The following is a 24,180-nucleotide window of genomic DNA, read 5'->3' as shown; positions in this document are numbered from 1 at the left end:
TGGGGGTAGTAGTAGGGCCTGTGGAAACGGTGGATAAGCCCGTTTTCCCAGGTCAACCCGCGTTTTTTATCCCCACACCCTGTGGGTGGCACCGGTGGACAACACGGTGTCTCTGTGGAGAACGAAAACTTCTGCACAGGCCGTCCCCAGGTGACCCGTACTACTCCACAGCTGTGTCCCCAGCTTTTCCCCAGCGGTCCACACACCAAACGTCGACATCCGTGTGACGGCTTTCACTCGGCACGGTGACCGGGGGTGCCTCGTTGCCGAACAGTGGACAACGGTGTGGAGAACCCCTCGCCTCCTGTGCACAGGACGCGGGAACCTGTGGGTCTCCGGTGGACAGAGGAGTGGATGACCCTGTGGACGAATTTTCTGTCCACAGGCTGTGGATGATCCTTGCGCACAATTCCACAGGCGCCTGACCTGGTCTGATGGGCCCTCAACCAGCACCCCTGTGGACGGATTGTGGGCGACGGAAACTGTCCTCAGGCTGTGGACGGAAGAAAGTTGGGGAATCTGTGGATGACTTGCCCCCTGGGGGGCGTATTCGAACAAGCTGGGGGCGCACGGACGAAGAAGGGCGCCCCCGGTTCAATCCGGGAGCGCCCTGTCTGGGGGTTTGCCCGGGGCCGCGGAGTCCCCTGACGCCGCTGCCGGGGGCCGGCGTCAGCCGTTCTTGATGCGGTTGGTGAGCTCCGTGACCTGGTTGTAGATGGAGCGCCGTTCGGCCATGAGAGCGCGGATCTTGCGGTCGGCGTGCATGACGGTGGTGTGGTCGCGCCCGCCGAACTGGGCCCCGATCTTGGGCAGCGACAGGTCCGTGAGCTCGCGGCACAGGTACATGGCGATCTGCCGGGCGGTGACCAGGACGCGGCTGCGCGAGGAGCCGCACAGGTCGTCCACGGTCAGCCCGAAGTAGTCCGCGGTGGCCGCCATGATGTCGGAGGCGGTGATCTCGGGCGCGCTGTCCTCGCCGCCCGGGATCAGGTTCTTGAGGACGTCCTCCGCCAGGCCCAGGTCGACCGGCTGCCGGTTGAGGCTCGCGAAGGCGGTCACCCGGATCAGCGCCCCCTCCAGCTCGCGGATGTTGCGCGAGATGCGGGAGGCGATGAACTCCAGTACCTCCGGCGGGGCGTTGAGCTGCTCCTGGACGGCCTTTTTGCGCAGGATCGCGATACGGGTCTCCAGCTCGGGCGGCTGGACGTCGGTGATCAGGCCCCACTCGAAGCGGTTGCGGAGCCTGTCCTCCAGGGTGACGAGCTGCTTGGGCGGTCGGTCGGAGGACAGCACGATCTGCTTGTTGGCGTTGTGGAGCGTATTGAAGGTGTGGAAGAACTCCTCCTGCGTCGACTCCTTGCTCGCGAGGAACTGGATGTCGTCGACCAGCAGGATGTCCATCTCGCGGTAGCGCTTGCGGAAGGCGTCGCCCTTGCCGTCGCGGATGGAGTTGATGAACTCGTTGGTGAACTCCTCCGAGCTCACGTACCGCACCCGCGTACCGGGGTAGAGGCTGCGCGCGTAGTGCCCGATGGCGTGCAGCAGGTGCGTCTTGCCGAGGCCCGACTCCCCGTAGATGAAGAGGGGGTTGTACGCCTTCGCCGGCGCCTCGGCGACGGCCACCGCGGCCGCGTGCGCGAAGCGGTTGGAGGCGCCGATGACGAAGGTGTCGAAGAGGTACTTGGGGTTCAGCCGGGCGGTCGGCTCCAGCGGGCCCGAGGTGGAACCGCCGGACGGGGCCGGCGGGGGCGCGGGCCGACCGGGGGCCGGGCGCGGGGCGGGCTGCTCGTACTGCTGCTGCTCGTACTTCTGTTGTTCGTACTTCTGGGATTCGTACGGGGACTGCTCGTACTGCTGCTGTTCGTAGGAACCCTGGTCGTAGGAGTTCTGCTCGTAGCCGCCGGGCTCCGGCTGCTGGAGGTAGCCGGGCTGCGGGGAGGCGTAGGGATCGCGCTCGGGGAAGCCGCCCAGGCGCGGCTGCTGCCAGCCGTAGTCGTCCTGCTGGCCGCCGCGCGGCCAGGCGCCGGGCTCGGGGCGCTGCTGCTGGTACTCCGGGTAGGCCGGGCGGGCGGTGGGGAGCTGGTCCTCGCCGCCGGGGCCGGTGTGGCCGCCGGGGCGCTGGCCGCCGTACGGCTCGTAGCCCTCGCGCTGCCCCGGGGCCGACGGCGCCGGGGGCGCGGGCTCGCCCGCGGAGTCGTCCACCGTGATCGCGATCCGGATGGGCCGGCCGCACTCACGGCTGAGGGCATCGCTGATGAGCGGGGCCAGGCGGCCTTCGAGAACCCGCTTGCCCCATTCGTTGGGGACGGCGAGCAGGGCGGTGTCGGCGACGAGGGCCAGTGGCTGGCATCGTTCCACCCACTGCTTGTCCTTGGGCTCGATGCCCTGCTGACCCTCCCCGAGCAGCTTCTCGAGCACGCGTGGCCACACTGCGGCAAGATCGGCAGGTACGTCAGCCACAGAGCACGCTCTCTCACAGGTCCCGGTCCCACGAATGTGTGGTTCTTTGGGACGGTCGGGACAAAAATCCGGGATCAGTCAACGGTAGTCAGGCCGGTGGGTAGGGTTCAAGTCGTTGTCCACAGCCTGTGCACAGTGTGCGGCAGGGCGGGCTCGGTTTGACCGGATGGCGTAGCCGCGCGTACCGTAACGAGGTCGAGTTGTCGATGGCTGCTGCCGCCTGCCTACCGATGGGCGAGATCACTGATTGTGATCGTTTAGCGGTGTCCACTCGGGCGAACACGCGAGTTCCTCGTGGGCGCACGGTGACAGCCAGGCGATGTAACGCCACACACGATTCATTCTCTGGAGCCCCCGAGTGAGCAAGCGCACCTTCCAGCCGAACAACCGCCGTCGTGCCAAGACCCACGGCTTCCGTCTCCGGATGCGTACCCGTGCCGGTCGCGCGATCCTCGCGAACCGTCGCAGCAAGGGCCGCGCCGCCCTCTCCGCGTAACAACACGCAGGTCGTGACGTTGTGCTGTCTCCCGAAAATCGGCTGAGGCGGCGTGAAGACTTCGCGAGCGCGGTACGACGGGGTCGGCGGGCAGGACGCCCGCTCCTCGTCGTCCACCTACGTACCAGCGGTGCAACGGACCCGCACGAGCCGGGGGAGATCGATCCCTCGCCGCGTGCGGGTTTCGTCGTCAGCAAGGCCGTCGGTATAGCGGTCGTCCGCAACCGGGTCAAGCGTCGCCTGCGTCACCTCGTCCGCGACCGGCTGGCCCAGTTGCCCGCAGGTAGCCTGGTGGTGGTGCGGGCCCTGCCCGGAGCGGGTGATGCCGGCGTTGACGAGCTGGCTCGTGACCTGGATGCCGCCTTGGCGCGGCTACTGGGAGGCGTCGCTCGATGAAGTACCCGCTGCTCGCCTTGATCAAGCTGTACCAGTGGACGGTCAGTCCGCTGCTCGGGCCGGTGTGCCGCTATTACCCGTCGTGCTCGCACTACGGGTTCACGGCCATCGACCGGCATGGTGCGGTGAAGGGGACGGTTCTGACCGCCTGGCGGATCCTGCGGTGCAATCCGTGGTCCCCGGGTGGTGTGGATCATGTCCCACCCCGGAAACGCCCGCGTTGGCACGAGCAGCTGCGCAGTGCGTTGCGTAGATCTCGCAATGCTCAAGGAGCCTGATTAGTGGACACGATTGCCAGTCTGTTCAGCTTTATCACCACCCCCGTGTCATGGGTCATCGTCCAGTTCCACTCGCTGTACGGGGCGATCTTCGGCCCGGACAGTGGATGGGCCTGGGGCCTGTCCATCGTGTCCCTGGTGGTACTGATCCGTATCTGCCTGATCCCGCTCTTCGTGAAGCAGATCAAGGCGACGCGGGGCATGCAGGCGCTCCAGCCGAAGATGAAGGCGATCCAGGAGCGCTACAAGAACGACAAGCAGCGTCAGTCCGAAGAGATGATGAAGCTGTACAAGGAGACGGGTACCAACCCGCTCTCCTCGTGCCTTCCCATCCTGGCGCAGTCCCCGTTCTTCTTCGCGCTGTACCACGTGCTCTCGGCCATCGCCAACGGCCAGACCATCGGCGTGATCAACCAGTCGCTGCTGGAGAGCGCCCGCCAGGCGCACATCTTCGGCGCCCCGCTGGCCGCGAAGTTCACGGACAGCGCCGAGAAGGCCGCCTCCCTGGGCGCCTCGATCACCGACGTGCGCATCGTGACCGCCGTCATGATCGTTTTGATGTCGCTGTCGCAGTTCTACACCCAGCGCCAGCTGATGGCGAAGAACGTCGACCTCTCGGTCAAGACGCCGTTCATGCAGCAGCAGAAGATGCTGATGTACATCTTCCCGCTGATCTTCGCGGTGATGGGCATCAACTTCCCCGTCGGTGTCCTCGTCTACTGGCTGACCACGAACGTGTGGACCATGGGTCAGCAGATGTACGTGATCAACCAGAACCCGACGCCGGGCAGCAAGGCGCAGGACGAGTACCTGACCCGTCTCCTGAAGCACGTCTCCGCCCACGGGGACGTCAAGGGCCGGGGCAAGAAGAAGATCGTCGCGGCGATCGTGGCCAAGGGGCCGGACCGCAACGACAACGAGCGCAAGTTCATCACCGCGCTGACGAAGCAGGGCATGGCCGCGCAGGCGGACGGCTCCGTGATGAAGAGTTCTGAAGCCACCGCCGATGCGGACGCTGCGAGCGGCGGCGTCGCCACGAAGCGGCAGCAGCCGAAGCGGCAGACGAAGTCGAAGCGACAGACGCCCCCCAGCAAGCCCTCCAAGAAGTAAGAAGGAGTCCCTCCCGTGACGGAAGGCACCACCACCGCCGCCGCTGAGAGTGGCGACACCCTGACCCGCCTGGAGCAGGAGGGTGAGATCGCGGCCGACTACCTTGAGGGTCTGCTGGACATCGCGGACCTGGACGGCGACATCGACATGGACGTCGAGGCCGACCGTGCCGCGGTGTCGATCGTGAGCGACTCCGCCGGCCGCGACCTGCAGAAGCTCGTGGGCCGCGACGGTGAGGTCCTGGAGGCTCTGCAGGAGCTGACCCGCCTCGCCGTGCACCGCGAGACCGGGGACCGCAGCCGGCTGATGCTGGACATCGCCGGTTTCCGGGCCAAGAAGCGCGAGGAGCTCGCGGCGCTGGGTGCCAAGGCCGCCGAAGACGTGAAGTCCTCGGGCGAGCCGCTGAAGCTGGCTCCCATGACCCCCTTCGAGCGCAAGGTCGTCCACGATGCCGTGGCGGCCGCCGGTCTCAAGAGCGAGTCGGAGGGCGAGGAGCCGCAGCGCTTCGTCGTTGTGCTCCCGGCCTGACCGGAACGTTGTGTGTCGGCCCCGTCTGTGTCGCAGGCGGGGCCGATGTTTGTAAGCCTGACATGTGAACGGCACGGTATTGGCGTGAGCGGTTCTGTACGGAAGGACGGTCCCCGTGACGGAGGCAGCTGAGCTTCCCCCGGCGCCCGAAGAGGCGCGCGCGGTGTTCGGTGAGTTTTTCCCGGAAGCTGTGCGGTATGCGGAGCTGCTGGCGGATGCGGGGGTCCAGCGCGGTCTGATCGGGCCGCGTGAGGTTCCCCGCCTGTGGGAGCGGCACCTGCTGAATTGCGCGGTGCTCTCCGAGGTGGTGCCCCAGGGCGTCACCGTTTGCGACGTGGGTTCCGGGGCCGGTCTGCCCGGCATCCCGCTCGCACTGGTCCGGCGGGATCTGAAGATCACCCTGTTGGAGCCCCTGCTGCGCCGTACGAACTTCCTCCAGGAAGCCGTGGAGCTGCTGGGTCTGGACCACGTCACCGTGGTGCGGGGCCGTGCCGAAGAGGTACTCGGCAAGGTTCAGCCGGTGCACGTGGTCACGGCCCGTGCCGTGGCCCCGCTCGACCGGCTGGCGGGCTGGGGCGTTCCCCTGCTGCGTCCGTACGGGGAGATGTTGGCACTCAAGGGCGACACCGCCGAGGAGGAGCTGGTGGCGGCGAAGGTCGCGCTGAGCAAGCTCGGTGTGGTGAAGACCTCGGTGCTGCAGGTGGGTGAGGGCGTCGTGGACCCCCTGTCCACGGTGGTCCGGGTGGAGGTCGGAGAAAGCCCCGGTGGGGTGCGGTTCGCGGCCAAGCGGGCCAAGGCCGCCCGCGTGGGGCGGGTACGCCGACGCCGTTGATCTTGCCCTTTTCGGGCTGTTGGGCCCTATAGGTATGGATTTCGGAGTGTCGTAGCGGCCTGAAGACTCCGTCCGGGCATCGTGTTTCACGTGAAACATCGCTCTCTGCTGCACGGAATCATCAGCCGCGGCCGTGCTGCTGCGGCCCCCCGCCCCCGCAAGGGTGCGGGGGGTACGGAGTTGTCCACAACGGTGGATTCATCCACAGGAGTACGGGCCCCGCTGGTTCGCGACCCCGGTGACATGGCAGGCTCTGTTCATCGCGAGCCCACTGCCGAGGAGAGTGACACCGTGCGGTCCGACGCCAACCTTGCGGGGCCGATGGCCGATCCGGTCCCCGGTCCCCGCTCTGAATCGCCGGGCGAGGATGTTTCACGTGAAACATCCCCGGCTACTGCTGAGGTGGGCCACCTGCCTCCGCCCCTCGTCGACAACGACGACCACGAGGACACCCCCGTCGAACGGGCCGCCCAGCTCGCGGTCGAGACGATCGGTCGGACCGGCGCCGCTCTGCCGCGGCCCGCGCAGACCCGGATCATGGTGGTGGCCAACCAGAAGGGCGGCGTGGGCAAGACCACGACGACCGTGAACCTGGCGGCCTCGCTGGCCCTGCACGGCGCCAGGGTCCTGGTGATCGACCTGGACCCGCAAGGCAACGCCTCGACGGCCCTGGGTATCGACCATCACGCGGAAGTGCCCTCCATCTACGACGTGCTCGTGGACAGCCGGCCCCTCCTGGAGGTCGTCCAGCCCGTGGTGGACGTGGAAGGGCTGTTCTGCGCCCCGGCCACGATCGACCTGGCCGGAGCGGAGATCGAGCTGGTGTCCCTGGTGGCCCGCGAAAGCCGCCTCCAGCGAGCCATCCAGGCCTACGAGCAGCCGCTCGACTACATCCTGATCGACTGCCCGCCCTCCCTGGGCCTGCTGACCGTGAACGCCATGGTCGCGGGCGCGGAGGTACTGATCCCGATCCAGTGCGAGTACTACGCACTGGAGGGACTGGGACAGCTGCTGCGCAACGTCGACCTGGTGCGGGCCCATCTCAACCCGAACCTGCACGTCTCGACGATCCTGCTGACCATGTACGACGGCAGGACGCGGCTCGCTTCCCAGGTGGCTGAGGAGGTGCGCACCCACTTCGGCAAGGAGGTGCTGCGCACCAGCATTCCGAGGTCGGTGCGCATCTCGGAGGCGCCGAGCTACGGGCAGACGGTCCTCACGTACGATCCGGGCTCCAGCGGTGCCCTCTCCTATCTGGAGGCGGCGCGGGAGATGGCCCTACGGGGAGCCGGAATCCATTACGACGCCCAGGACGCCCATCTGGGCGCGGGCATGAACGGCACGCAGAGCATGGCGGAGGGGATCCAGTGAGTGAGCGACGTAGGGGTCTGGGACGGGGGCTCGGCGCGCTGATTCCGGCGGCTCCCCAGGAAGCGACGCCCATGGCCGGGGCCGGGTCGACGTCCCCGTCGGCGGTGCCGACGCTGGCGTCCGAGCGGGGCATCGCCGCGGCGAAGCTCGCCGTGCTGGCGCAGGAGGCGGCACCCTCGGCGATCGCTGCCGATGTTTCACGTGAAACATCGGTAGCCGGGGTGCCGGAGCAGGCGAAGGCGGAGGCGGAGACCGCCCCGGCGGCGGGTGCGACGTTCGCGGAGCTTCCGCTGGACACGATCAAGCCGAACCCGCGTCAGCCGCGTGAGGTCTTCGACGAGGACGCTCTGGCGGAGCTGGTGACCTCCATCCAGGAGGTGGGTCTGCTCCAGCCGGTGGTCGTTCGGCAGACGGCCCAGGGCCGGTATGAACTGATCATGGGCGAACGGCGCTGGCGTGCCTGTCGTGAGGCGGGACTGGAGCGGATCCCCGCGATCATCCGGGCCACGGACGACGACAAGCTGCTGCTGGACGCTCTCCTGGAGAACCTCCACCGGGCGCAGCTGAACCCCCTGGAGGAGGCGGCCGCGTACGACCAGCTGCTCCAGGACTTCAAGTGCACGCACGACCAGCTGGCGGACCGGATCGGTCGTTCGCGCCCTCAGGTCTCGAACACCCTGCGTCTGCTGAGGCTTTCCGCACCGGTTCAGCGCCGGGTGGCCGCGGGGGTCCTGTCGGCGGGGCACGCACGGGCGCTGCTGTCGGTGGAGGACTCCGAGCAGCAGGACCGTCTCGCACACCGGATCGTCGCCGAGGGCCTGTCGGTGCGTGCGGTCGAGGAGATCGTGACGCTGATGGGCTCCGAGCCGGCGAGCACGGTGAAGCCGAAGGGCCCGCGCGCGGGAGCCCGGGTTGCCCCGGCACTCAGTGAGCTGGCGACCCGCCTCTCGGACCGGTTCGAGACCCGGGTGAAGGTGGACCTGGGGCAGAAGAAGGGCAAGATCACCGTGGAGTTCGCTTCGATGGAGGATCTGGAGCGGATCCTGGGCACCCTGGCGCCGGGCGAAGGCCGGGTGCTGGAGCAGGGCCTTTCCGGGGAGTAGTCCGTCCGCCTCCGCACCCTGCTCCTTCGGGCGATGTCCACACTCGAAGAAGCAGGGTGCAGTGGTTACGATGCCGTCATGGGTCGTCGGTTGGTACCGCTCACGCTCGACAACCTCCAGGACCTTCCCCGGCGTTGCCGGAGCTGCGTGTTCTGGGAGCTGGATCCCGTCAGCGGGGAAGCCGCCGTGAAGGCGGGCACCCCCGAGCTGGAGAAAGAGGGGTGGATCTCCGCCGTCCTGCTGGACTGGGGGTCCTGCGGCCGGGTGGTCTATGTGGACGAGGTCCCGGTGGGCTTCGTGCTCTACGCACCGCCGGCCTATGTGCCGCGTGCCGCCTCGTTCCCGACCAGCCCGGTGTCCTCGGACGCGGTCCAGTTGATCACGGCATGGATCATGCCCGGGTACCAGGGCCAGGGCCTGGGGCGGGTGATGGTCCAGACGGTCGCCAAGGACCTGTTGAGGCGGGGGTTCAAGGCCATCGAGGCCTTCGGTGACGCGCGCTGGGAGAGGCCCGCGTGTCTGCTGCCGGCCGATCACCTGCTGGCGGTGGGCTTCAAGACGGTCCGTCCCCATCCGGCCCATCCCCGGTTGCGGTTGGAGCTGCGCACGACGCTGTCGTGGAAGGAAGACGTGGAACTGGCCCTTGACCGGCTGCTCGGCGGCGCTCGGGCGCGGAAGGAACCAGTACTGCGTCCGCTGTGAGCGGCAGCGGCGGGGCGGGACGGCTCCGGATACGTGAAACGGGGCCACCCCTGGAGGGGCGGCCCCGTTTCACGTGAAACACGGCACGGGTCAGACGCTCTTGACCGTGACGAAGTCGGAGAGGTCGCGCAGGATCGCGGCCTTCGGCTTGGCGCCGACGATGGTCTTGACGACCTCGCCGCCCTGGTAGACGTTCAGGGTCGGGATGGACATCACGCCGTAGCGGGCGGCCGTCTCCGGGTTCTGGTCGATGTTGAGCTTGACGATCTCGATCTCTTCGCCGTACTCGGCCGCGATGGCCTCCAGGGACGGCGCGATCTGGCGGCACGGGCCGCACCAGTCGGCCCAGAAGTCCACGAGTACGGGCTTGCCGCTGGCCAGGACCTCAGCGTCGAAGTCGGCGTCGGTCACGGTCTTGAGAGCCACAACGGCCTCCTCTTGATACGGGGTGTGGGGTGTGGGGATGAAGCGGGTGTCAGACGGTCGCGGTCGCGTGCTCGGCGTCCGCGAGGGCGGCGAGGAACCGCTCGGCGTCGAGAGCGGCGGAGCAACCGGTGCCGGCCGCCGTGATCGCCTGACGGTAGGTGTGGTCCACGACGTCGCCGGCGCCGAAGACACCGGTGATGTTGGTGCGCGTGGAGGGCGCGTCCACCTTGAGGTAGCCCTCGTCGTCCAGGTCGAGCTGGCCGGTGAAGAGCTCGGTGCGCGGGTCGTGGCCGACGGCGATGAAGAGGCCGGTCACGGGCAGCTCGGAGGTCTCACCGGTCTTGGTGTTCCGCAGCGTCAGGCCGGAGAGCTTCTGCTCGCCGTGGATCTCGGCGACCTCGCTGTCCCAGGCGAACGAGATCTTCGGGTCGGCGAAGGCGCGGTCCTGCATGGCCTTGGAGGCGCGCAGGCTGTCGCGGCGGTGGACGATGGTGACCGACTTCGCGAAGCGCGAGAGGAAGGTCGCCTCCTCCATCGCGGTGTCGCCGCCGCCGACCACGGCGATGTCCTGGTCCTTGAAGAAGAATCCGTCGCAGGTGGCGCACCAGGAGACACCGCGGCCCGAGAGGGTGTCCTCGTTGGGCAGACCGAGCTTGCGGTGCTGGGAACCGGTGGTGACGATGACGGCCTTGGCGCGGTGCACCGTGCCGGCGGTGTCGGTGACGGTCTTGATCTCACCGGTGAGGTCCACGGAGACGATGTCGTCCGGAACGAGCTCGGCACCGAAGCGCTCCGCCTGGCCACGCATGTTGTCCATGAGGTCCGGGCCCATGATCCCGTCCTGGAAGCCGGGGAAGTTCTCGACCTCGGTGGTGTTCATCAGCGCGCCACCGGCGGTGACGGCGCCTTCGAAGACCAGCGGGTTGAGCGAAGCGCGTGCGGTGTACAGGGCGGCCGTGTAACCGGCCGGCCCGGAGCCGATGATGATCACGTTTCGTACGTCGCTCACGGGTTCTTTCCTCGTCTCTGCGGACTTCTGGGTGCCTACCGGGGGCCGGTGCGGACTCTCACCCCACCCAACGGATCCTACGGCGCGAGCATTCCCCTCAGATCCGCCTCCGGCCGGGAACGTGCCCGGTTCGGCTCCCGAATCCGTCAGCTCCGGGGATAGGTGCTGGTCAGAAGGGGCTTTCCGGGGGCCTGGGCCGGATCGTCGGCGCAGCCCGCGGGCACGAGGTAGGCGTCTGCCAGGGACGGGTCGTCCGGATGTGGAAGCACGAGGAGGTAGACGGGCATGCCCTGGTAGCTGCCGCGCTCGGAGGCGAGCGGGGCCTCGGCACGGCCGGTGGACTGCTGGACGCACGGCGGGACCGACGCGGACCCCGGTGATGCCTGACGGTCGGAGGGGGCCTGTTCCGGGGAGGTCGTGTCCAGGCCCATGGTCTTGTTGGACTGCCCCTCGGTCGCCGTGGCGAGGAGCCGCTGGACGTTCCCACGGAGCCCCTGAGCGGTGTATCCGCCGGTGTCCGCGGACCGGGCGGCGGAGCTGGCCGTGGCATGGGTGGCGTTGTCGTGGGAGCCGGTGCCGGTGAGGCCGCCGAACAGGTAGACGCCGAGTACGCAGGCGGCCGCCCCCGTCAGGCCCGCGAGGACGGCGATCCGGCGGCGTGCGCGGCGCCGGCCGGGACCGGTTGGGCCGGAAGGGTGACCGGAGGGCCGCAGGGCCCCGGCCCGGCCGGACGCGGGTGGCGGTGTTTCACGTGAAACACCGCCACGGGCGTCCGTATCAGCCTGGGCTTCGACATCGACATCGACATCGACATCGGCTCGGGGTTCGGGGGCGGACGCGGGAGTGGCGGCGCGGGAGGCCGTGGCGTCCAGCAGCGCCTCGGCCGCCAGCGCGGCGTCGATGCGTCCGGCGACGGCGGAAGGCATCCGGGGCGGCCCCGGGAGGGTGCCGAGGAGGGACCGGATCTCGTCGAGGGAAGCACGGACGTCGGCGCACAGGGAGCAGTCACCGAGGTGTCGGCGCACTTCGGCGGTCCGGGACGGGGAGAGCAGGCCTTCGGTCAGGTCGGAGATCTCGGAGACCTCCGGGTGCCGGATCGTGCCGGCAGTGCCGGTCGTCGGGCTCACGGTCGTCCACCTCCGCCCTTCACAACGTCTGGGTCCGGATTCCTCGGCCCGGAATCCCTGGAGTCTGCCGCAGGTGGGACGGGTGTCCCCGGCGTCCGGTTCCTTCCCCGCTCGGTGGCGGTGTTATCCCCGGCATTCGTGCGCAGATGAGTGAGCATCGGGAGGAGTTTCGCCCGCCCCCGCGCGCACCGGCTCTTCACGGTGCCGGAGGGCACGCCGAGGACCCGGGCGGCCTCCGCGACGGGGTATCCCTGCATGTCGACGAGGACGAGCGCGGCCCGCTGATCGGCCGGGAGGGTGCCGAGGGCGGCCAGGAGCTGGCGGTGGAGGTCCTGGCGCTCCGCGGGGGCCTCGGCGGACTCGTGGGGCTCCAGGAGGCGCTCCAGCCGGTCCGTGTCGTCGAGCGGCGAGGTACGGCGGGAGGCGGCCTTGCGCGCACGGTCGAGGCAGGCGTTGACGGTGATCCGGTGCAGCCAGGTGGTCACGGCCGAGTCGCCGCGGAAGGTGTGGGCGGCCCGGTAGGCGGAGACGAGCGCGTCCTGGACGGCGTCGGCGGCCTCCTCCCGGTCGCCGAGGGTGCGCAGCGCGACGGCCCACAGCCGGTCGCGGTGGCGCCGTACGAGCTCACCGAAGGCGTGGGGGTCACCGTCGACGTGCAACGCCAGGAGTTCCTGGTCGCTGCGGTCGCCGGTCGCGGCTTCGTCCAACGGTGAGCCCCCTCCCCTGGCGTGCGTCAGCCCTTGAACTTCACGTCCGTGATGCCCTGCTTGAACCCGGCGCTGCTGTAGTCGTCGTAGGGCGCCTGTGGCATGGCGGTGATCCACAGGAGCACGTAACGCGTCTTGACCGGGTTGTCGGTGGTCAGGTTGACCGCGGTGTCGTTGGTCGTCGTGCCCGCGATCTTCTTCATGCCGCCGACCGGCTTCGCCGGTTGCATGGAGTCGGTCGCGTACAGCGCCAGCGTGGTGTGGTCCCCTGCGAACCTCAGCCCTATCGAGGCGGCACTGACCTCTCGCTCGGAACCGAGGTCGTAGATGATGCCGACACCGGACTTGATCTTGACCTCGGGGCCGTCGAGGAAGCTCTTGGTGCGCCAGTAGGTCGAGGTGTCCCCGTCGAGGGTCTTGGAGACCCCGTCGGCGTTCTGCGGGGTGCCGTCCGGGTAGTACTCCGCGGCCTTTTTGACGGAGAGCGGCGCGGGCTCCTTCTTCTCCGGCCTGTCGTCCGTCTTCTGCTGCTGGGTGCGCGGGGTCTCGCCGGTGCCCTGCTTCCCGTGGCCCAGGAGCGCGTCCGCGAGCTGCCAACTGCCCAGGCCTAGGGCGGCGATCAGGAGAGCGGCGACGCTCCACTTGAGGGCGCGGCCGGTGCGGCTCTGCAGCGGGGGCGGCGGCGGGACCGAGGCCACCTGGGTGGTGGGTGCGCCGATGGGCGCCGGGCGGCCGTAGCTGCCCTGCTGGTAGGTGGTGTGCTGGTACTCCGGAGGGGCCGTGAAGGCGGGCTCGGGCGGCCGGATGCGGGGCATCGCGGCGACGGCCTTGGAGAGCTCCTCCGGCGTGGTGCAGGCGGGCTCCTGACGGGACGCGGTGGCGCCGTCGTTGGCCAGGGCGCGCATGGCGAGCTCGCCGAGACCCCGGTGGACACCGGCCCGGACCTGGTCGGGGGCGAGCAGGCCGACACCCTTGGGCAGGCCGCGCAGGCCGTACGCGTCGTCCTCGTACGGCCAGCGCTGGGTGAGGGCGGCGTACAGCAGTGCGCCGATGGCCTCGGTGTCGGCCCGCTGCGGGGTTTCGCTGGTGATGCCGCGCAGGGCGGCGTTCACGGCGAGGCCCCGGATGCGGTACTGACCGGTGGAGGTGCGCAGTATCGCGCTGGGCGTCAGGCGCAGGTGGGCCAGGCCCTCGCGGTGGGCGGCGGCCATGGCCTGGGAGACCTGGCTGACCAGCTGGTAGGCGTCGTGGGGCTCCAGCGGGCCGGCCGCGAGGAGGGCGGTGAGCTCGGTGGCGTCGGGCAGCCACTCGTGGACGACGTAGACGAGGTCGTTCTCCTCCACGGCGTCGAGGACCTGGACGAACCGGGGGTCGCCGAGCAGGGCGGAGGAGCGGGCGGCGGCGAGTACCGTGCGGGCCCGGGGGTGGTCGGCGGGGAGCAGGTGGACGCCCACCGCGCGGCGGAGCTTCTCGTCCATCGCCCGCCAACTGCTGAATCCGTCCAGACGGGTGACGCATTCCTCCAGCCGGTAGCGCCTCGCCAGTTTGTGGCCGCTGTGGAGTTCGGGTGCGGCCGTGGGGGCCGTACTTCTGCGTTCGCCGTCCTTCTCGGGCATGGGTCCGTCCGCGGCTCGTCCGTTCTGGGTGTCCACCCCGTCGGCCGTGGCCTTGCCCGCGTGTGCGGTCAGCGGCTCTTCGCCGCTGTTGTCGGCCACGTCGACGGCAGCCGTGCTACGTTCCGCCACCGTCGTCCCTGCCTCCCCATCCGTTGCGCGCTGTCGGCCAGTCTGCGAAGCCATGCCAATTGTGCCCACAGTCCGGCGCTCTGCACGACACGCGATCGGGGTCCGGTCCGTCAACGGGTCTTCGCATCAGCGGCCCAGTCGTCCGCGGACCATTCCGACCATGGAGTTGAGCTCTTCGATCCTCATCCGCTTCGCGGCGATCAGGAAGACCGCGCCGAGCGCGATGCCGCCGCCGATCAGGGAGACGAGGGAACCGGTGGCTCCGCTGCCCAGCCAGTGGGTGATGCCGTAGGCGACGCCGCCCGCCACCGCCGCGGCCGGCACGCAGGCGCCGATCAGCCGGGTGTAGGTCCGCATCACGTGGGCGCCGTCGAGGTCGCCGCCGAGCCGGGTCTTGAGGCGTCGCCAGGCCACGCCGACGCCGACCACGTAGCCGAGGCCGTACGCGGCGGCCATGCCCACGACCGCCCAGCGGGCGGGCAGGACGAAGTAGGCCAGGACGGAGACACCGGCGTTGACGGCCGCGACGATGACGGTGTTGTAGAAGGGGGTCCGGGTGTCCTCGTAGGCGTAGAACCCGCGCAGGACCACGTACTGGACGGAGTACGGGATCAGACCGAGGCCGAAGGCCATCAGGACGTAGCCGATGTTCATGGCGTCCTTGCCGGCGCTCGCGTAGAGCAGGGTGGCCATCGGGACGCCGAGCGCGAGGAACGCGAAGGCGCAGGGCACGATGGCGACGGCCGAGGTGCGCAGGCCGTAGGAGATGTCGTCGCGGACCGCGGCGGCGTCGCCGTCGTGGGCGGAGCGGGAGATGCGCGGCAGGACGGCCGTCATGACGGAGACGGTGATGATGGCCTGCGGCATCTGCCACAGCAGCAGCGCGTAGTTGTAGGCGGTGATGCCGGTGCCGCCGTGTCCCTGCTTCTCGGCGGCCGTGCCGGCCGCGGTGGCGAGCTGGGTGACGACGACGAGGCCGATCTGGTTGGCGAGGACGAAGAAGAACGTCCACTTGGCCAGGCCGGCCGCCTTGCCGAGGCCGTGGCCCTTCCAGTCGAAGCGCAGGCGCGGCTTGAACCCGGCGTCGCGCAGGTAGGGCAGCATCGCGAGGGACTGGACCGCGAGGCCGAGCAGGGTGCCGATGCCGAGGAGGCGGACGCCCTCGGCCGTGATGGTCGCCTCCGAGACGCCGGAGGCGGTGAACCCGCCGAAGGCCCAGATGAAGGCGCCGAAGGTGGCGATGACGACGATGTTGTTGAGGACCGGGGTCCACATCATCGCGCCGAACCGGCCCCGGGCGTTGAGGATCTGACCGAGCACCACGTGGACGCCCATGAAGAACATAGTGGGCAGGCAGTAGTGGGCGAAGGCCACGGCGACGTCGAGGCGCTTCGGGTCGCCGGCGATCGTCGGCGACATCATGCGGATGAAGAGCGGGGCTGCGAGGACGCAGACGGTGGTGACCGCGCCGAGCAGCGTGATGACGAGGGTGAGCAGGCGGTTGGCGTAGGCCTCGCCGCCGTCCTCGTCGTTCTTCATGGCGCGCACGAGCTGCGGGATGAAGACGGCGTTGAGGGCGCCGCCGCCGACGAGGACGTAGATCATCGTCGGCAGGGTGTTGGCGACCTGGTAGGAGTCGTTGAGGGTGGCGACGCCGATGGCGCCCGCGATGACCAGGGTGCGGGCGAAGCCGGTGATGCGCGAGACGATCGTGCCGGCCGCCATGAGGGCGCTCGACTTGAGCAGGCTGGAGGCCCGCCCGGCGGGCTTGGTCGGCGCGGGGGCCGCGACGGGTGCCTCCTGGGCCGGGGTACCCGGGGCGGCCTGCTGGTCGCGGTAGAGGTGGGTGAAGGCGTCGGCCTCCGGCTGCTCCTCGGTGGCTTCCGTCACGAGCGAGTCCACCCCGACGAACTGCGTCGTCGTCGCGTGGTCGCCGTACGGCAGGTGGCGCGAGGGGCCGTCGGGCTCGGGCGGCGGGGTCTGGGCCCACACCCGCGGGTCGGGCCCGTGCGAGGGGGCCTGCGGGGCCGCGTAGAGCGGACCCGGCTCCTGGTAGGTGCCCGGCGGCGGCGGAGGGTGCGAGGCCCGGTCGTAGAGGACCTCGGCGACGGGATCCTGGGCCGACAGGTCCTGCCCCCGGTAGGGGTCGTAGGCGTAGGCGTCCTGGACATACGGGTCGTGGTCCGGCGCGGGCGCGGGCGCGGGAACCTGCCCGGGCACCGGGGCGCCCGGAGCAGTGCCCTGGGGGGGCGTCGGCCCACCAGTGCCCTGCGCGCGGTCACCGTCGTACGGCGCGTTCATCGCAACCCCACCTCATCGTCCCCAGGCCGACCGGCCACGGCATCGCTCAACGGTCCACTGTCTCACTCGTCCCGGACCCCTCGGTGCTTTGCGGTCCGGTGTCCGTGGACACGTCACTCGGCTGCGTGCTCTCCTCGGCGACCGCGCGCGCGGCGACGCGCTTGCGGCTGGCGTACATCTTGATGCCCGCCAGAACCAGGAGGAGCACACCGCCCGCGATGACGAGCATGACGGTGGGGGTGACCTCGGTGGCGTCGACGGTGAACCTGCGTTCCTTGCCGTACGGCACGCCGTCCTTGGTGAAGAGCCGCGCAGTGACCTCGACCGGGCCGCTCGCCGTGGCGTTGGCGGTGAACTTTACCGTCTGGCTGTGGCCCCCTTGGACGGAGACCTCCTGCTCGTCCTCACCACCGTCGCCGATCGTCAGACGGGTGGGATTCGCGGACTTCACGCGCAGTACGAGGTTGTGGACGTCCTGGACGAGGCTGTTCTGGACGCTGACCGGGATGGTCGCGCTGTGCCCGGACAGGGTGGCGTCCGACTTGGGGACGACCTTGACCTTGTCCGTGAGCCCGATCAGGTAGTCCTGGACCTGGTCCCGGTAGACGCGGCCCTCGTCCGGGCGGCCGCGCCAGGAGGTCGACATCTCCCGGTTGGTGGTGTTCCCGAAGGGGATCTCGACGCGGTCCGGCGCGGTGAGGATGACCTTGAAGTGGTCGAGGGTGTTCTGCGTCGTACGGATCTGCTCGAACGCCGACACCGGGAGTTCCTGCTTGCTCAGTGCCTCGGAGTACTGGCCCGCGCCGGGGACCTGGGTCGCTGCCCCCGGGTCGGGCTTCGCCGCGGCGGCCGCCTCCAGGTCGGACGGCTGGGTCCAGCGGGCCGCCTGGAGACCGCGCAGGGCGGTCGCCATCGATTCCACCTGGCTGGCGGTGGGCCTGCGCGGGGGCGCGACCACGTAGCTTCGGGGCTCTTCGCTGTTCTGCAGGTTGAGGGCCAGGCTGTGGGCGAGGAACTGCTGGACGGCCAGCGTGGAGTTCCCGGCGCGGGCCATGTCGCCGTCGAAGGCGGTGGACAGGTCGGCGTCGGCGACGACCGCGGTGGTGCCCGCGCCGATCGGGCGGGCGGCGCTCGGGGTGTAGCCGAGGGTGCCCGTCTCCTGGAGGCTGTCGCTGCGGGTCAGGACGTTGTGCGCGCCGGCCGAGGTGGCGACGTTGACGATCGACGGGTCGATGGCTCCGTCCACGGGCCAGGAGAAGTCGGTGGACGGTGTGACGTGGAGCACCGTCTCTACGGCCTGCTTCGCCTTGTCGGTGGCGGGCCGCAGCTGGCCCAGGGTGCCGGAGACGTCCTTGCCGTGGTGGGCGAGCGAGGCGATGTCGGGGTCGGCGAAGGGCAGAGCGACGACCTTCTTGCCTTGTACGGCGGTCTCCAGGGCGCTCAGCCACTGCTCGGCCAGCGCCTTGTTCCTGCCCTGCACGGGCTTGCCGTCGGGGTCGGGGCTGCGGACCCGGTACCCCTTGGCCATGGCGTCGACGGTGGTGAGCAGGTCGGGGTCGATGACCCAGGTGACCGGGAGGTCCTTGCCGAGCGACACCATCCGCTCCAGGCGGCCGCCGGGCCGCAGCTCGTCGGCGAGGGAGTCGTCGAGGAAGACGGGGGTCTGCACCTCGTCCGAGCCGGTCTCGGCGGTGACGTGCGTGGTGGAGACCAGCGGCCACACGTAGGTGAGGGAGGAGCGCTTCGCGGCGGGGTCCGGCTGCCAGGGCAGGAAGGTCCGCTGGATGCCCAGGACCTGCTCGTGCGGACGGCTGTCGGTCATTCCGGACAGGGAGACGCCGAGCTGGTACACGCCGTCCGCGCCCAGGTCGAGCTTGTTGACCGGGACCTTGATCGTGAACTGCTGGTCGACCTTCGAAGGCAGGGAGTCGATCTTCACGGCGAAGGCGGAATCGATCTCGCCCGGGTCCACCCCGGGCCGGAAGCCCTTCCGGTCGGCCACCTCGCCGATGGACGAGCGGTCGCCGAGCATGGGGCCGACCCGCAGTCCGACGTGGGCACCCTTGATCGTCTCGCGGCCGTTGTTGACCACGCTGCCCTGGATGGTGAGCGTGTCGCTCTTGACGGGTGCGCTGGGGGACACCTCGGTCAGCTGGACGTCGACGGAGCCGTCTGCGGCCTGCGCCGGCGGGGCCGGGGCGTAGATCAGGGCGGCCAGCACCGGCGTCCCGGTCAGCAGGACGACCGCCCGCCGCAGCCACCGGCGCCGGGCAGGGGCGGGAGCTGCCCCTTGGATGTCTGCCGCCTCGGCCACGCGCTCGCCCGTCCCTCGAAGTGTCAGTGGTCGTCGTTTCTGCGTCCACGAATGGTAACGAGGTGCGCTGTGCGCGAGTGCCGCGCCTTGCTCCACATGATCGCCACGGGCCGGGGGTACCGGTACGGGGGGTGCCGGGAAACGAGGGAGCCCCTGCCGGGCGGGCCACGTACCCTTTTCTGTTGTGCCGAACGCCAATGAAGACACCCCCAGTGCCCTGAGTCAGGTGCAGCGCCGCGCGGTCAGCGAACTGCTGCGGGTCGCCCCTGTCGCCGACGAGCTCGGCCGCCGTTTCCAGGAGGCGGGCTTCCGTCTCGCCCTGGTCGGCGGGTCCGTCCGCGACGCGCTGCTCGGGCGTCTCGGCAATGATCTCGACTTCACCACCGACGCCCGCCCCCAGGACGTACTGAAGATCGTCCGGCCGTGGGCCGACTCGGTATGGGACGTCGGTATCGCCTTCGGCACCGTCGGCGCGCAGAAGGACGGCTTCCAGATCGAGGTGACCACGTACCGCTCCGAGGCGTACGACCGCACCTCGCGCAAGCCCGAGGTCTCCTACGGCGACTCCATCGAGCAGGACCTGGTCCGGCGCGACTTCACCGTCAACGCCATGGCCCTGGCCCTGCCGGAGCAGCGGTTCGTCGACCCGCACGGAGGCCTGGAGGACCTGGCCGCCGGCGTGCTGCGGACCCCGGGCACCCCGGAGGAGTCCTTCTCCGACGATCCGCTGCGCATGCTGCGCGCTGCCCGGTTCGCCGCGCAGCTGGACTTCGAGGTCGCCGCCGAGGTGGTGGCCGCCATGCGCGAGATGTCCGACCGGATCGAGATCGTCTCGGCGGAACGGGTGCAGGGCGAGCTGAACAAGCTGCTGCTGTCCGCGAACCCCCGCAAGGGCCTGGGCCTGCTCGTGGACACCGGCCTCGCGGACCGGGTGCTCCCGGAGCTGCCCGCGCTGCGGCTGGAGAGGGACGAGCACCACCGGCACAAGGACGTCTACGACCACTCGCTGATCGTTCTGGAGCAGGCGATCGCGCTGGAGGAGGACGGCCCGGACCTCGTCCTGCGGCTGGCGGCCCTGCTCCACGACATCGGCAAGCCCCGGACCCGCCGCTTCGAGAGCGACGGCCGTGTCTCCTTCCACCACCACGAGGTGGTGGGCGCGAAGATGACCAAGAAGCGCATGACCGCGCTGAAGTACTCCAACGACATGATCAAGGACGTGTCCCGGCTCGTGGAGCTGCACCTGCGCTTCCACGGCTACGGGGACGGGGAGTGGACGGACTCGGCGGTGCGGCGCTACGTGCGCGACGCGGGACCGCTGCTGGACCGGCTGCACAAGCTGACCCGGTCGGACTGCACCACGCGCAACAAGCGCAAGGCCAACGCGCTGTCCCGGACCTACGACGGCCTGGAGGAGCGGATCGCGCAGCTCCAGGAGCAGGAGCAGCTCGACGCGATCCGTCCGGACCTGGACGGCAACGAGATCCAGCGGGTGCTGGAGATCAGCCCGGGGCCGATGGTGGGCAAGGCGTACGCGTTCCTGCTGGAGCTGCGGCTGGAGAACGGCCCGATGGGCCGCGACGCCGCCGTGGTGGCCCTCAAGGAGTGGTGGGCCGCCCAGGCCGCCCAGGGCTGATGTGCGGTTCGCCACCCGGAGACGTTTCCCGCGGTGGCCGGTGCCGATGTTTCACGTGAAACATCGGCGGGTCGGTTCGGGTCCGGGGGTCCGGGTTCATGTTTCACGTGAAACATGAACCCGCCGCCGGAGCAGCAGCGCCGTGAGGGCGTAGAGGACGGCCACGCTCACGACCAGGACGGCGGAGCGGCCGTCGGCCGGGAGCATCAGGGCGGCCACGGCGGCCGCGCCGACGAAGGCCACGTTGACCAGGACGTCGTAGACGGAGAAGACCCGCCCGCGGAAGTCGTCCTCCACCTGGGACTGGACGACCGTGTCGGTGGAGATCTTGACCCCCTGGGTGGCCAGGCCGAGGACGAACGCGGCGACGAGCATCGGCCCGGGGGCGAAGGCCAGCCCGAGGGCGGGGACCAGGACGGCCGCCCCGGCGGCGCACACGGCCATCCATCTGCGGGTACCGAGCCGGCCGACGAACCAGGGGGTGACGACGGCGGCGGCGAAGAAGCCCGCGCCGGAGAACCCGATGGCCATGCCCAGCAGGGCCAGGCCGTCGGCCTCGTTGTCCGACCAGGCGTAGCGGCAGAGCATGAGCAGCATCACGAACAGGGCCCCGTAGCAGAACCGCATCAGGGTCATCGCGGTGAGCGCTTGGGCGGCCTCGCGCCGGGCGGCCAGGTGCCGAAGCCCCTCGACCATGCCCCGCGCCGTGAGGGCGACCCCCTCGACGACCGAGGGATGGACCCTGCCCGGAGGGTGGTCGGGTCCGAGGAGGCCGACGGCCAGCCGCAGGGCGGCCAGGCCCGCGCACAGGTAGAGGGCGGCGCCGAGGAGGACGACGAGGGCGTTCGAGTCGGAGACGAGCAGCCGTACGAGGAAGGCGAGGCCGCCGCCGGCGGTCGCCGCCAGGGTCCCGGCGGTGGGAGAGAGGGCGTTCGCGGTGACCAGCTGGCCGGGGCCGACGACCCTGGGCAGGGAGGCGGAGAGGCCGGCCAGGACGAAGCGGTTGACGGCGGTCACCGACAGCGCCGAGGCGTAGAACAGCCAGTCGGGTGCGTGGACCACGATCAGCAGGCCGGTCACGCAGGCGAGGAGGGCCCGCAGCAGGTTGCCGTAGAGGAACACCTGCCTGCGGCGCCACCGGTCCAGCAGCACGCCGGCGAAGGGGCCGATCACGGAGTAGGGCAGCAGCAGTACGGCCATGGCCGAGGCGATGGCCGCGGGCGAGGTCTGCTTCTCCGGGGAGAAGACCACGTAGGTGGCGAGCGCCACCTGGAAGACCCCGTCGGCGGCCTGGGAGAGCAGCCGTACGGCCAGCAGGTTGCGGAAGTCCCTCAGGCGCAGGAGTACGCGCAGATCACCTACGACAGGCATGAGGGCAAGGGTCACACACGCCGAGGGTCCCCGGGCACATTTGCCCGGGGACCCTCGGCGGAAGAACAGTCGAAGACCAGATGTCCGTCAGGACCCTGGGGTTCGGCTAGCGCTCGACCTCGCCCTTGATGAACTTCTCGACGTTCGCGTAGGCCTCGTCGTCGAAGTACTGCACCGGCGGGGACTTCATGAAGTAGCTGGAGGCCGACAGGATGGGGCCACCGACGCCACGGTCCTTGGCGATCTTCGCGGCGCGCAGGGCGTCGATGATGACACCGGCGGAGTTCGGGGAGTCCCACACCTCGAGCTTGTACTCGAGGTTCAGCGGGACGTCGCCGAAGGCACGGCCTTCGAGGCGGACGTAGGCCCACTTGCGGTCGTCGAGCCACGCGACGTAGTCGGACGGGCCGATGTGGACGTTCTTCTCGCCGAGCTCACGGTCGGGGATCTGCGAGGTGACGGCCTGCGTCTTGGAGATCTTCTTCGACTCCAGGCGGTCGCGCTCCAGCATGTTCTTGAAGTCCATGTTGCCGCCGACGTTGAGCTGCATGGTGCGCTCAAGACGGACACCGCGGTCCTCGAACAGCTTGGCCATCACGCGGTGCGTGATGGTGGCGCCGACCTGCGACTTGATGTCGTCGCCGACGATCGGGACACCGGCCTCGGTGAACTTGTCCGCCCACTCCTTGGTGCCGGCGATGAAGACCGGGAGGGCGTTGACGAAGGCGACCTTGGCGTCGATGGCGCACTGGGCGTAGAACTTCGCCGCGTCCTCGGAACCGACGGGGAGGTAGCAGATCAGGACGTCGACCTGACGGTCCTTGAGGATCTGGACCACGTCGACCGGGGCCTCGGCGGACTCCTCGATGGTCAGGCGGTAGTACTTGCCCAGGCCGTCCAGGGTGTGGCCGCGCTGCACGGTCACGCCCGCGTTCGGGACGTCGCAGATCTTGATGGTGTTGTTCTCGCTGGCGCCGATGGCGTCCGAGAGGTCGAGGCCGACCTTCTTCGCGTCGACGTCGAACGCGGCGACGAACTCGATGTCACGCACGTGGTAGTCGCCGAACTGGACGTGCATCAGACCGGGGACCTTGGCCGCCGGGTCGGCGTCCTTGTAGTACTCGACGCCCTGCACCAGCGAGGCGGCGCAGTTGCCCACGCCGACGATGGCTACGCGAACCGAACCCATTCCGGTTGCTCCCTGTTTGTTCTCGGAACGAGGCCTGCGAGATGCAGGCCTCACTTTGCAGTTTCGTCGGGCGGACCGGGCCGTCTCTGATCCCGTCCCGCCCGCTCGCTCTCGATGAGCTCGTTCAGCCAGCGCACTTCACGCTCCACGGATTCCATTCCGTGGCGCTGCAGCTCAAGCGTGTAGTCGTCGAGGCGCTCCCGTGTCCGGGCGAGGGAGGCGCGCATCTTCTCCAGGCGCTCCTCCAGCCGGCTGCGGCGGCCCTCCAGCACGCGCATCCGCACTTCTCGTTCGGTCTGGCCGAAGAAGGCGAAGCGGGCGGCGAAGGACTCGTCCTCCCAGGTGTCCGGGCCGGTGTGGGAGAGGAGCTCTTCGAAGTGCTGCTTACCCGCGGCCGTCAACCGGTAGACGATCTTGGCGCGGCGCCCTGCGAGTGAAGCGGCGACGGCGTCTTCCGGGGCGCTGCCCGGCTCCTCGATCAACCAGCCGTTGGCGACCAGCGTCTTGAGGCAGGGATAGAGAGTCCCATAGCTGAACGCCCTGAAGACCCCCAGCGAGGTGTTGAGCCGCTTGCGCAGCTCGTACCCGTGCATGGGGGATTCGCGAAGCAGGCCGAGGACGGCGAATTCGAGGATGCCTGAGCGCCTGCTCATCCGCCTGTTCCTCTCTGCCTCTGAGTTTATGCCGAGCTGATGTATCGGCTCGATACATCCAGACGATAGAACGGGCGGCCGTCAGCGACAAGTGGTGGCGTGGTGACCGGCGTCACATCACTAATTCGTACGACGCAGGTTGCCTGATTTGGGGTGAACTTCGGCACTGGTTGGGTTTTGACCGTGCGTAGTCTGTGCGGCAAGACACCGGGGGAACCGGAATCACTTGCCGCTTCCAGGCCACTCGCCTGCCCGAGGAGTAGTCGTTCGATGAGCGAGCACCGCCGCAAACCGCCGCAGTCCCAAGGTGGCGGCCGCGCCGCCCCCCGCCGGGCTGCCCAGCCGCACCCCGGACGGGGCTACGGCCCCGGGCGGGACGCGCCCACCGCCTCGTCCGCCGGCCCGGCCGCGGGACACACCCCGCCC

The 24,180-nt window shown here is 69.5% G+C and carries 21 protein-coding genes; 10 read left to right on the top strand and 11 right to left on the bottom strand.

What is annotated here, in order from left to right; genetic code table 11:
- Positions 1-669: 669 nt before the first annotated feature.
- Entirely contained in the window at positions 670-2,418 is a 1,749-nt protein-coding gene (gene dnaA, locus AB4039_RS09710; protein WP_442270509.1) for a chromosomal replication initiator protein DnaA, read from the bottom strand.
- 400 nt (positions 2,419-2,818) lie between these two features.
- Here dnaA and rpmH point away from each other — a divergent pair, with 400 nt between their 5' ends.
- From rpmH to AB4039_RS09665, 9 genes are all read left to right on the top strand, one after another.
- Complete coding sequence (gene rpmH, locus AB4039_RS09705; RefSeq protein ID WP_018547628.1) at positions 2,819-2,956, top strand: 50S ribosomal protein L34; 138 nt, start codon at positions 2,819-2,821, stop codon at positions 2,954-2,956.
- A 21-nt stretch (positions 2,957-2,977) separates the two neighbouring features.
- Entirely contained in the window at positions 2,978-3,352 is a 375-nt protein-coding gene (rnpA, locus tag AB4039_RS09700) for a ribonuclease P protein component (RefSeq protein WP_266840310.1), read from the top strand.
- Positions 3,349-3,630: a membrane protein insertion efficiency factor YidD gene (yidD, locus tag AB4039_RS09695; protein ID WP_442270508.1), complete on the top strand. Its 282-nt coding sequence runs from the start codon at positions 3,349-3,351 to the stop codon at positions 3,628-3,630. Before rnpA ends, yidD begins: the two co-directional genes overlap by 4 nt.
- Before the next feature lie 3 nt (positions 3,631-3,633).
- Positions 3,634-4,740 carry a membrane protein insertase YidC gene (gene yidC, locus AB4039_RS09690; protein WP_266840311.1) on the top strand — a complete coding sequence of 369 codons (1,107 nt, stop codon included), beginning with the start codon at positions 3,634-3,636 and terminating at the stop codon, positions 4,738-4,740.
- A gap of 15 nt (positions 4,741-4,755) precedes the next feature.
- Entirely contained in the window at positions 4,756-5,268 is a 513-nt protein-coding gene (locus AB4039_RS09685) for a Jag family protein (protein ID WP_030225194.1), read from the top strand.
- 115 nt (positions 5,269-5,383) lie between these two features.
- Positions 5,384-6,100: a 16S rRNA (guanine(527)-N(7))-methyltransferase RsmG gene (gene rsmG, locus AB4039_RS09680; RefSeq protein ID WP_266840313.1), complete on the top strand. Its 717-nt coding sequence runs from the start codon at positions 5,384-5,386 to the stop codon at positions 6,098-6,100.
- Between the two features lie 243 nt (positions 6,101-6,343).
- A complete protein-coding gene (locus tag AB4039_RS09675) occupies positions 6,344-7,471 on the top strand; it encodes a ParA family protein (protein WP_266840314.1) in 1,128 nt (375 codons plus the stop codon).
- The gene (locus AB4039_RS09670) at positions 7,468-8,574 is read left to right on the top strand and encodes a ParB/RepB/Spo0J family partition protein (protein WP_266840316.1); all 1,107 of its coding nucleotides are present in this window, start codon (positions 7,468-7,470) and stop codon (positions 8,572-8,574) included. Before AB4039_RS09675 ends, AB4039_RS09670 begins: the two co-directional genes overlap by 4 nt.
- Positions 8,575-8,652: 78 nt before the next feature.
- The gene (locus AB4039_RS09665; RefSeq protein WP_266840317.1) at positions 8,653-9,276 is read left to right on the top strand and encodes a GNAT family N-acetyltransferase; all 624 of its coding nucleotides are present in this window, start codon (positions 8,653-8,655) and stop codon (positions 9,274-9,276) included.
- 90 nt (positions 9,277-9,366) lie between these two features.
- On the opposite strand, the gene trxA is transcribed toward AB4039_RS09665, so the two are convergent.
- From trxA to AB4039_RS09630, 7 genes are all read right to left on the bottom strand, one after another.
- A complete protein-coding gene (gene trxA / locus AB4039_RS09660; RefSeq protein WP_266840319.1) occupies positions 9,367-9,702 on the bottom strand; it encodes a thioredoxin in 336 nt (111 codons plus the stop codon).
- Between the two features lie 49 nt (positions 9,703-9,751).
- Complete coding sequence (gene trxB, locus AB4039_RS09655) at positions 9,752-10,711, bottom strand: thioredoxin-disulfide reductase (RefSeq protein ID WP_371677633.1); 960 nt, start codon at positions 10,709-10,711, stop codon at positions 9,752-9,754.
- Positions 10,712-10,857: 146 nt separating this feature from the next.
- Positions 10,858-11,838, bottom strand: a complete 981-nt coding sequence (locus AB4039_RS09650; RefSeq protein ID WP_266840323.1) for a hypothetical protein — start codon at positions 11,836-11,838, stop codon at positions 10,858-10,860.
- The gene (gene sigM / locus AB4039_RS09645; RefSeq protein ID WP_266840325.1) at positions 11,835-12,545 is read right to left on the bottom strand and encodes an RNA polymerase sigma factor SigM; all 711 of its coding nucleotides are present in this window, start codon (positions 12,543-12,545) and stop codon (positions 11,835-11,837) included. Before sigM ends, AB4039_RS09650 begins: the two co-directional genes overlap by 4 nt.
- A 26-nt stretch (positions 12,546-12,571) precedes the next feature.
- Positions 12,572-14,290 (bottom strand): protein kinase family protein, encoded by a 1,719-nt coding sequence (locus tag AB4039_RS09640; protein WP_266840327.1) that lies wholly within the window; start codon positions 14,288-14,290, stop codon positions 12,572-12,574.
- A gap of 126 nt (positions 14,291-14,416) precedes the next feature.
- Positions 14,417-16,591 carry a murein biosynthesis integral membrane protein MurJ gene (gene murJ / locus AB4039_RS09635; protein WP_266840329.1) on the bottom strand — a complete coding sequence of 725 codons (2,175 nt, stop codon included), beginning with the start codon at positions 16,589-16,591 and terminating at the stop codon, positions 14,417-14,419.
- 46 nt (positions 16,592-16,637) lie between these two features.
- On the bottom strand, positions 16,638-18,905 hold the full coding sequence (locus AB4039_RS09630; RefSeq protein ID WP_442270507.1) for a DUF6049 family protein: 2,268 nt from the start codon (positions 18,903-18,905) through the stop codon (positions 16,638-16,640).
- A gap of 184 nt (positions 18,906-19,089) precedes the next feature.
- Between AB4039_RS09630 and AB4039_RS09625 the strand changes: the two genes are divergently transcribed.
- Positions 19,090-20,541, top strand: a complete 1,452-nt coding sequence (locus AB4039_RS09625; RefSeq protein ID WP_442270506.1) for a CCA tRNA nucleotidyltransferase — start codon at positions 19,090-19,092, stop codon at positions 20,539-20,541.
- A gap of 96 nt (positions 20,542-20,637) precedes the next feature.
- Here AB4039_RS09625 and AB4039_RS09620 read toward each other — a convergent pair whose 3' ends face one another.
- From AB4039_RS09620 to AB4039_RS09610, 3 genes are all read right to left on the bottom strand, one after another.
- Positions 20,638-21,912, bottom strand: coding sequence for an MFS transporter (locus AB4039_RS09620; protein ID WP_266840335.1), 1,275 nt, complete (start codon positions 21,910-21,912; stop codon positions 20,638-20,640).
- A 106-nt stretch (positions 21,913-22,018) separates the two neighbouring features.
- Entirely contained in the window at positions 22,019-23,101 is a 1,083-nt protein-coding gene (locus tag AB4039_RS09615) for an inositol-3-phosphate synthase (protein ID WP_266840337.1), read from the bottom strand.
- Positions 23,102-23,151: 50 nt separating this feature from the next.
- Positions 23,152-23,754, bottom strand: a complete 603-nt coding sequence (locus AB4039_RS09610; protein WP_266840339.1) for a PadR family transcriptional regulator — start codon at positions 23,752-23,754, stop codon at positions 23,152-23,154.
- Between the last annotated feature and the right edge of the window lie 426 nt (positions 23,755-24,180).

Source organism: Streptomyces sp. M-16 (assembly GCF_052114405.1).
GTDB lineage: Bacteria > Actinomycetota > Actinomycetes > Streptomycetales > Streptomycetaceae > Streptomyces.
Note: the sequence above shows the minus strand (reverse complement) of the source record. Positions and strands in the feature narration are given on the sequence as shown.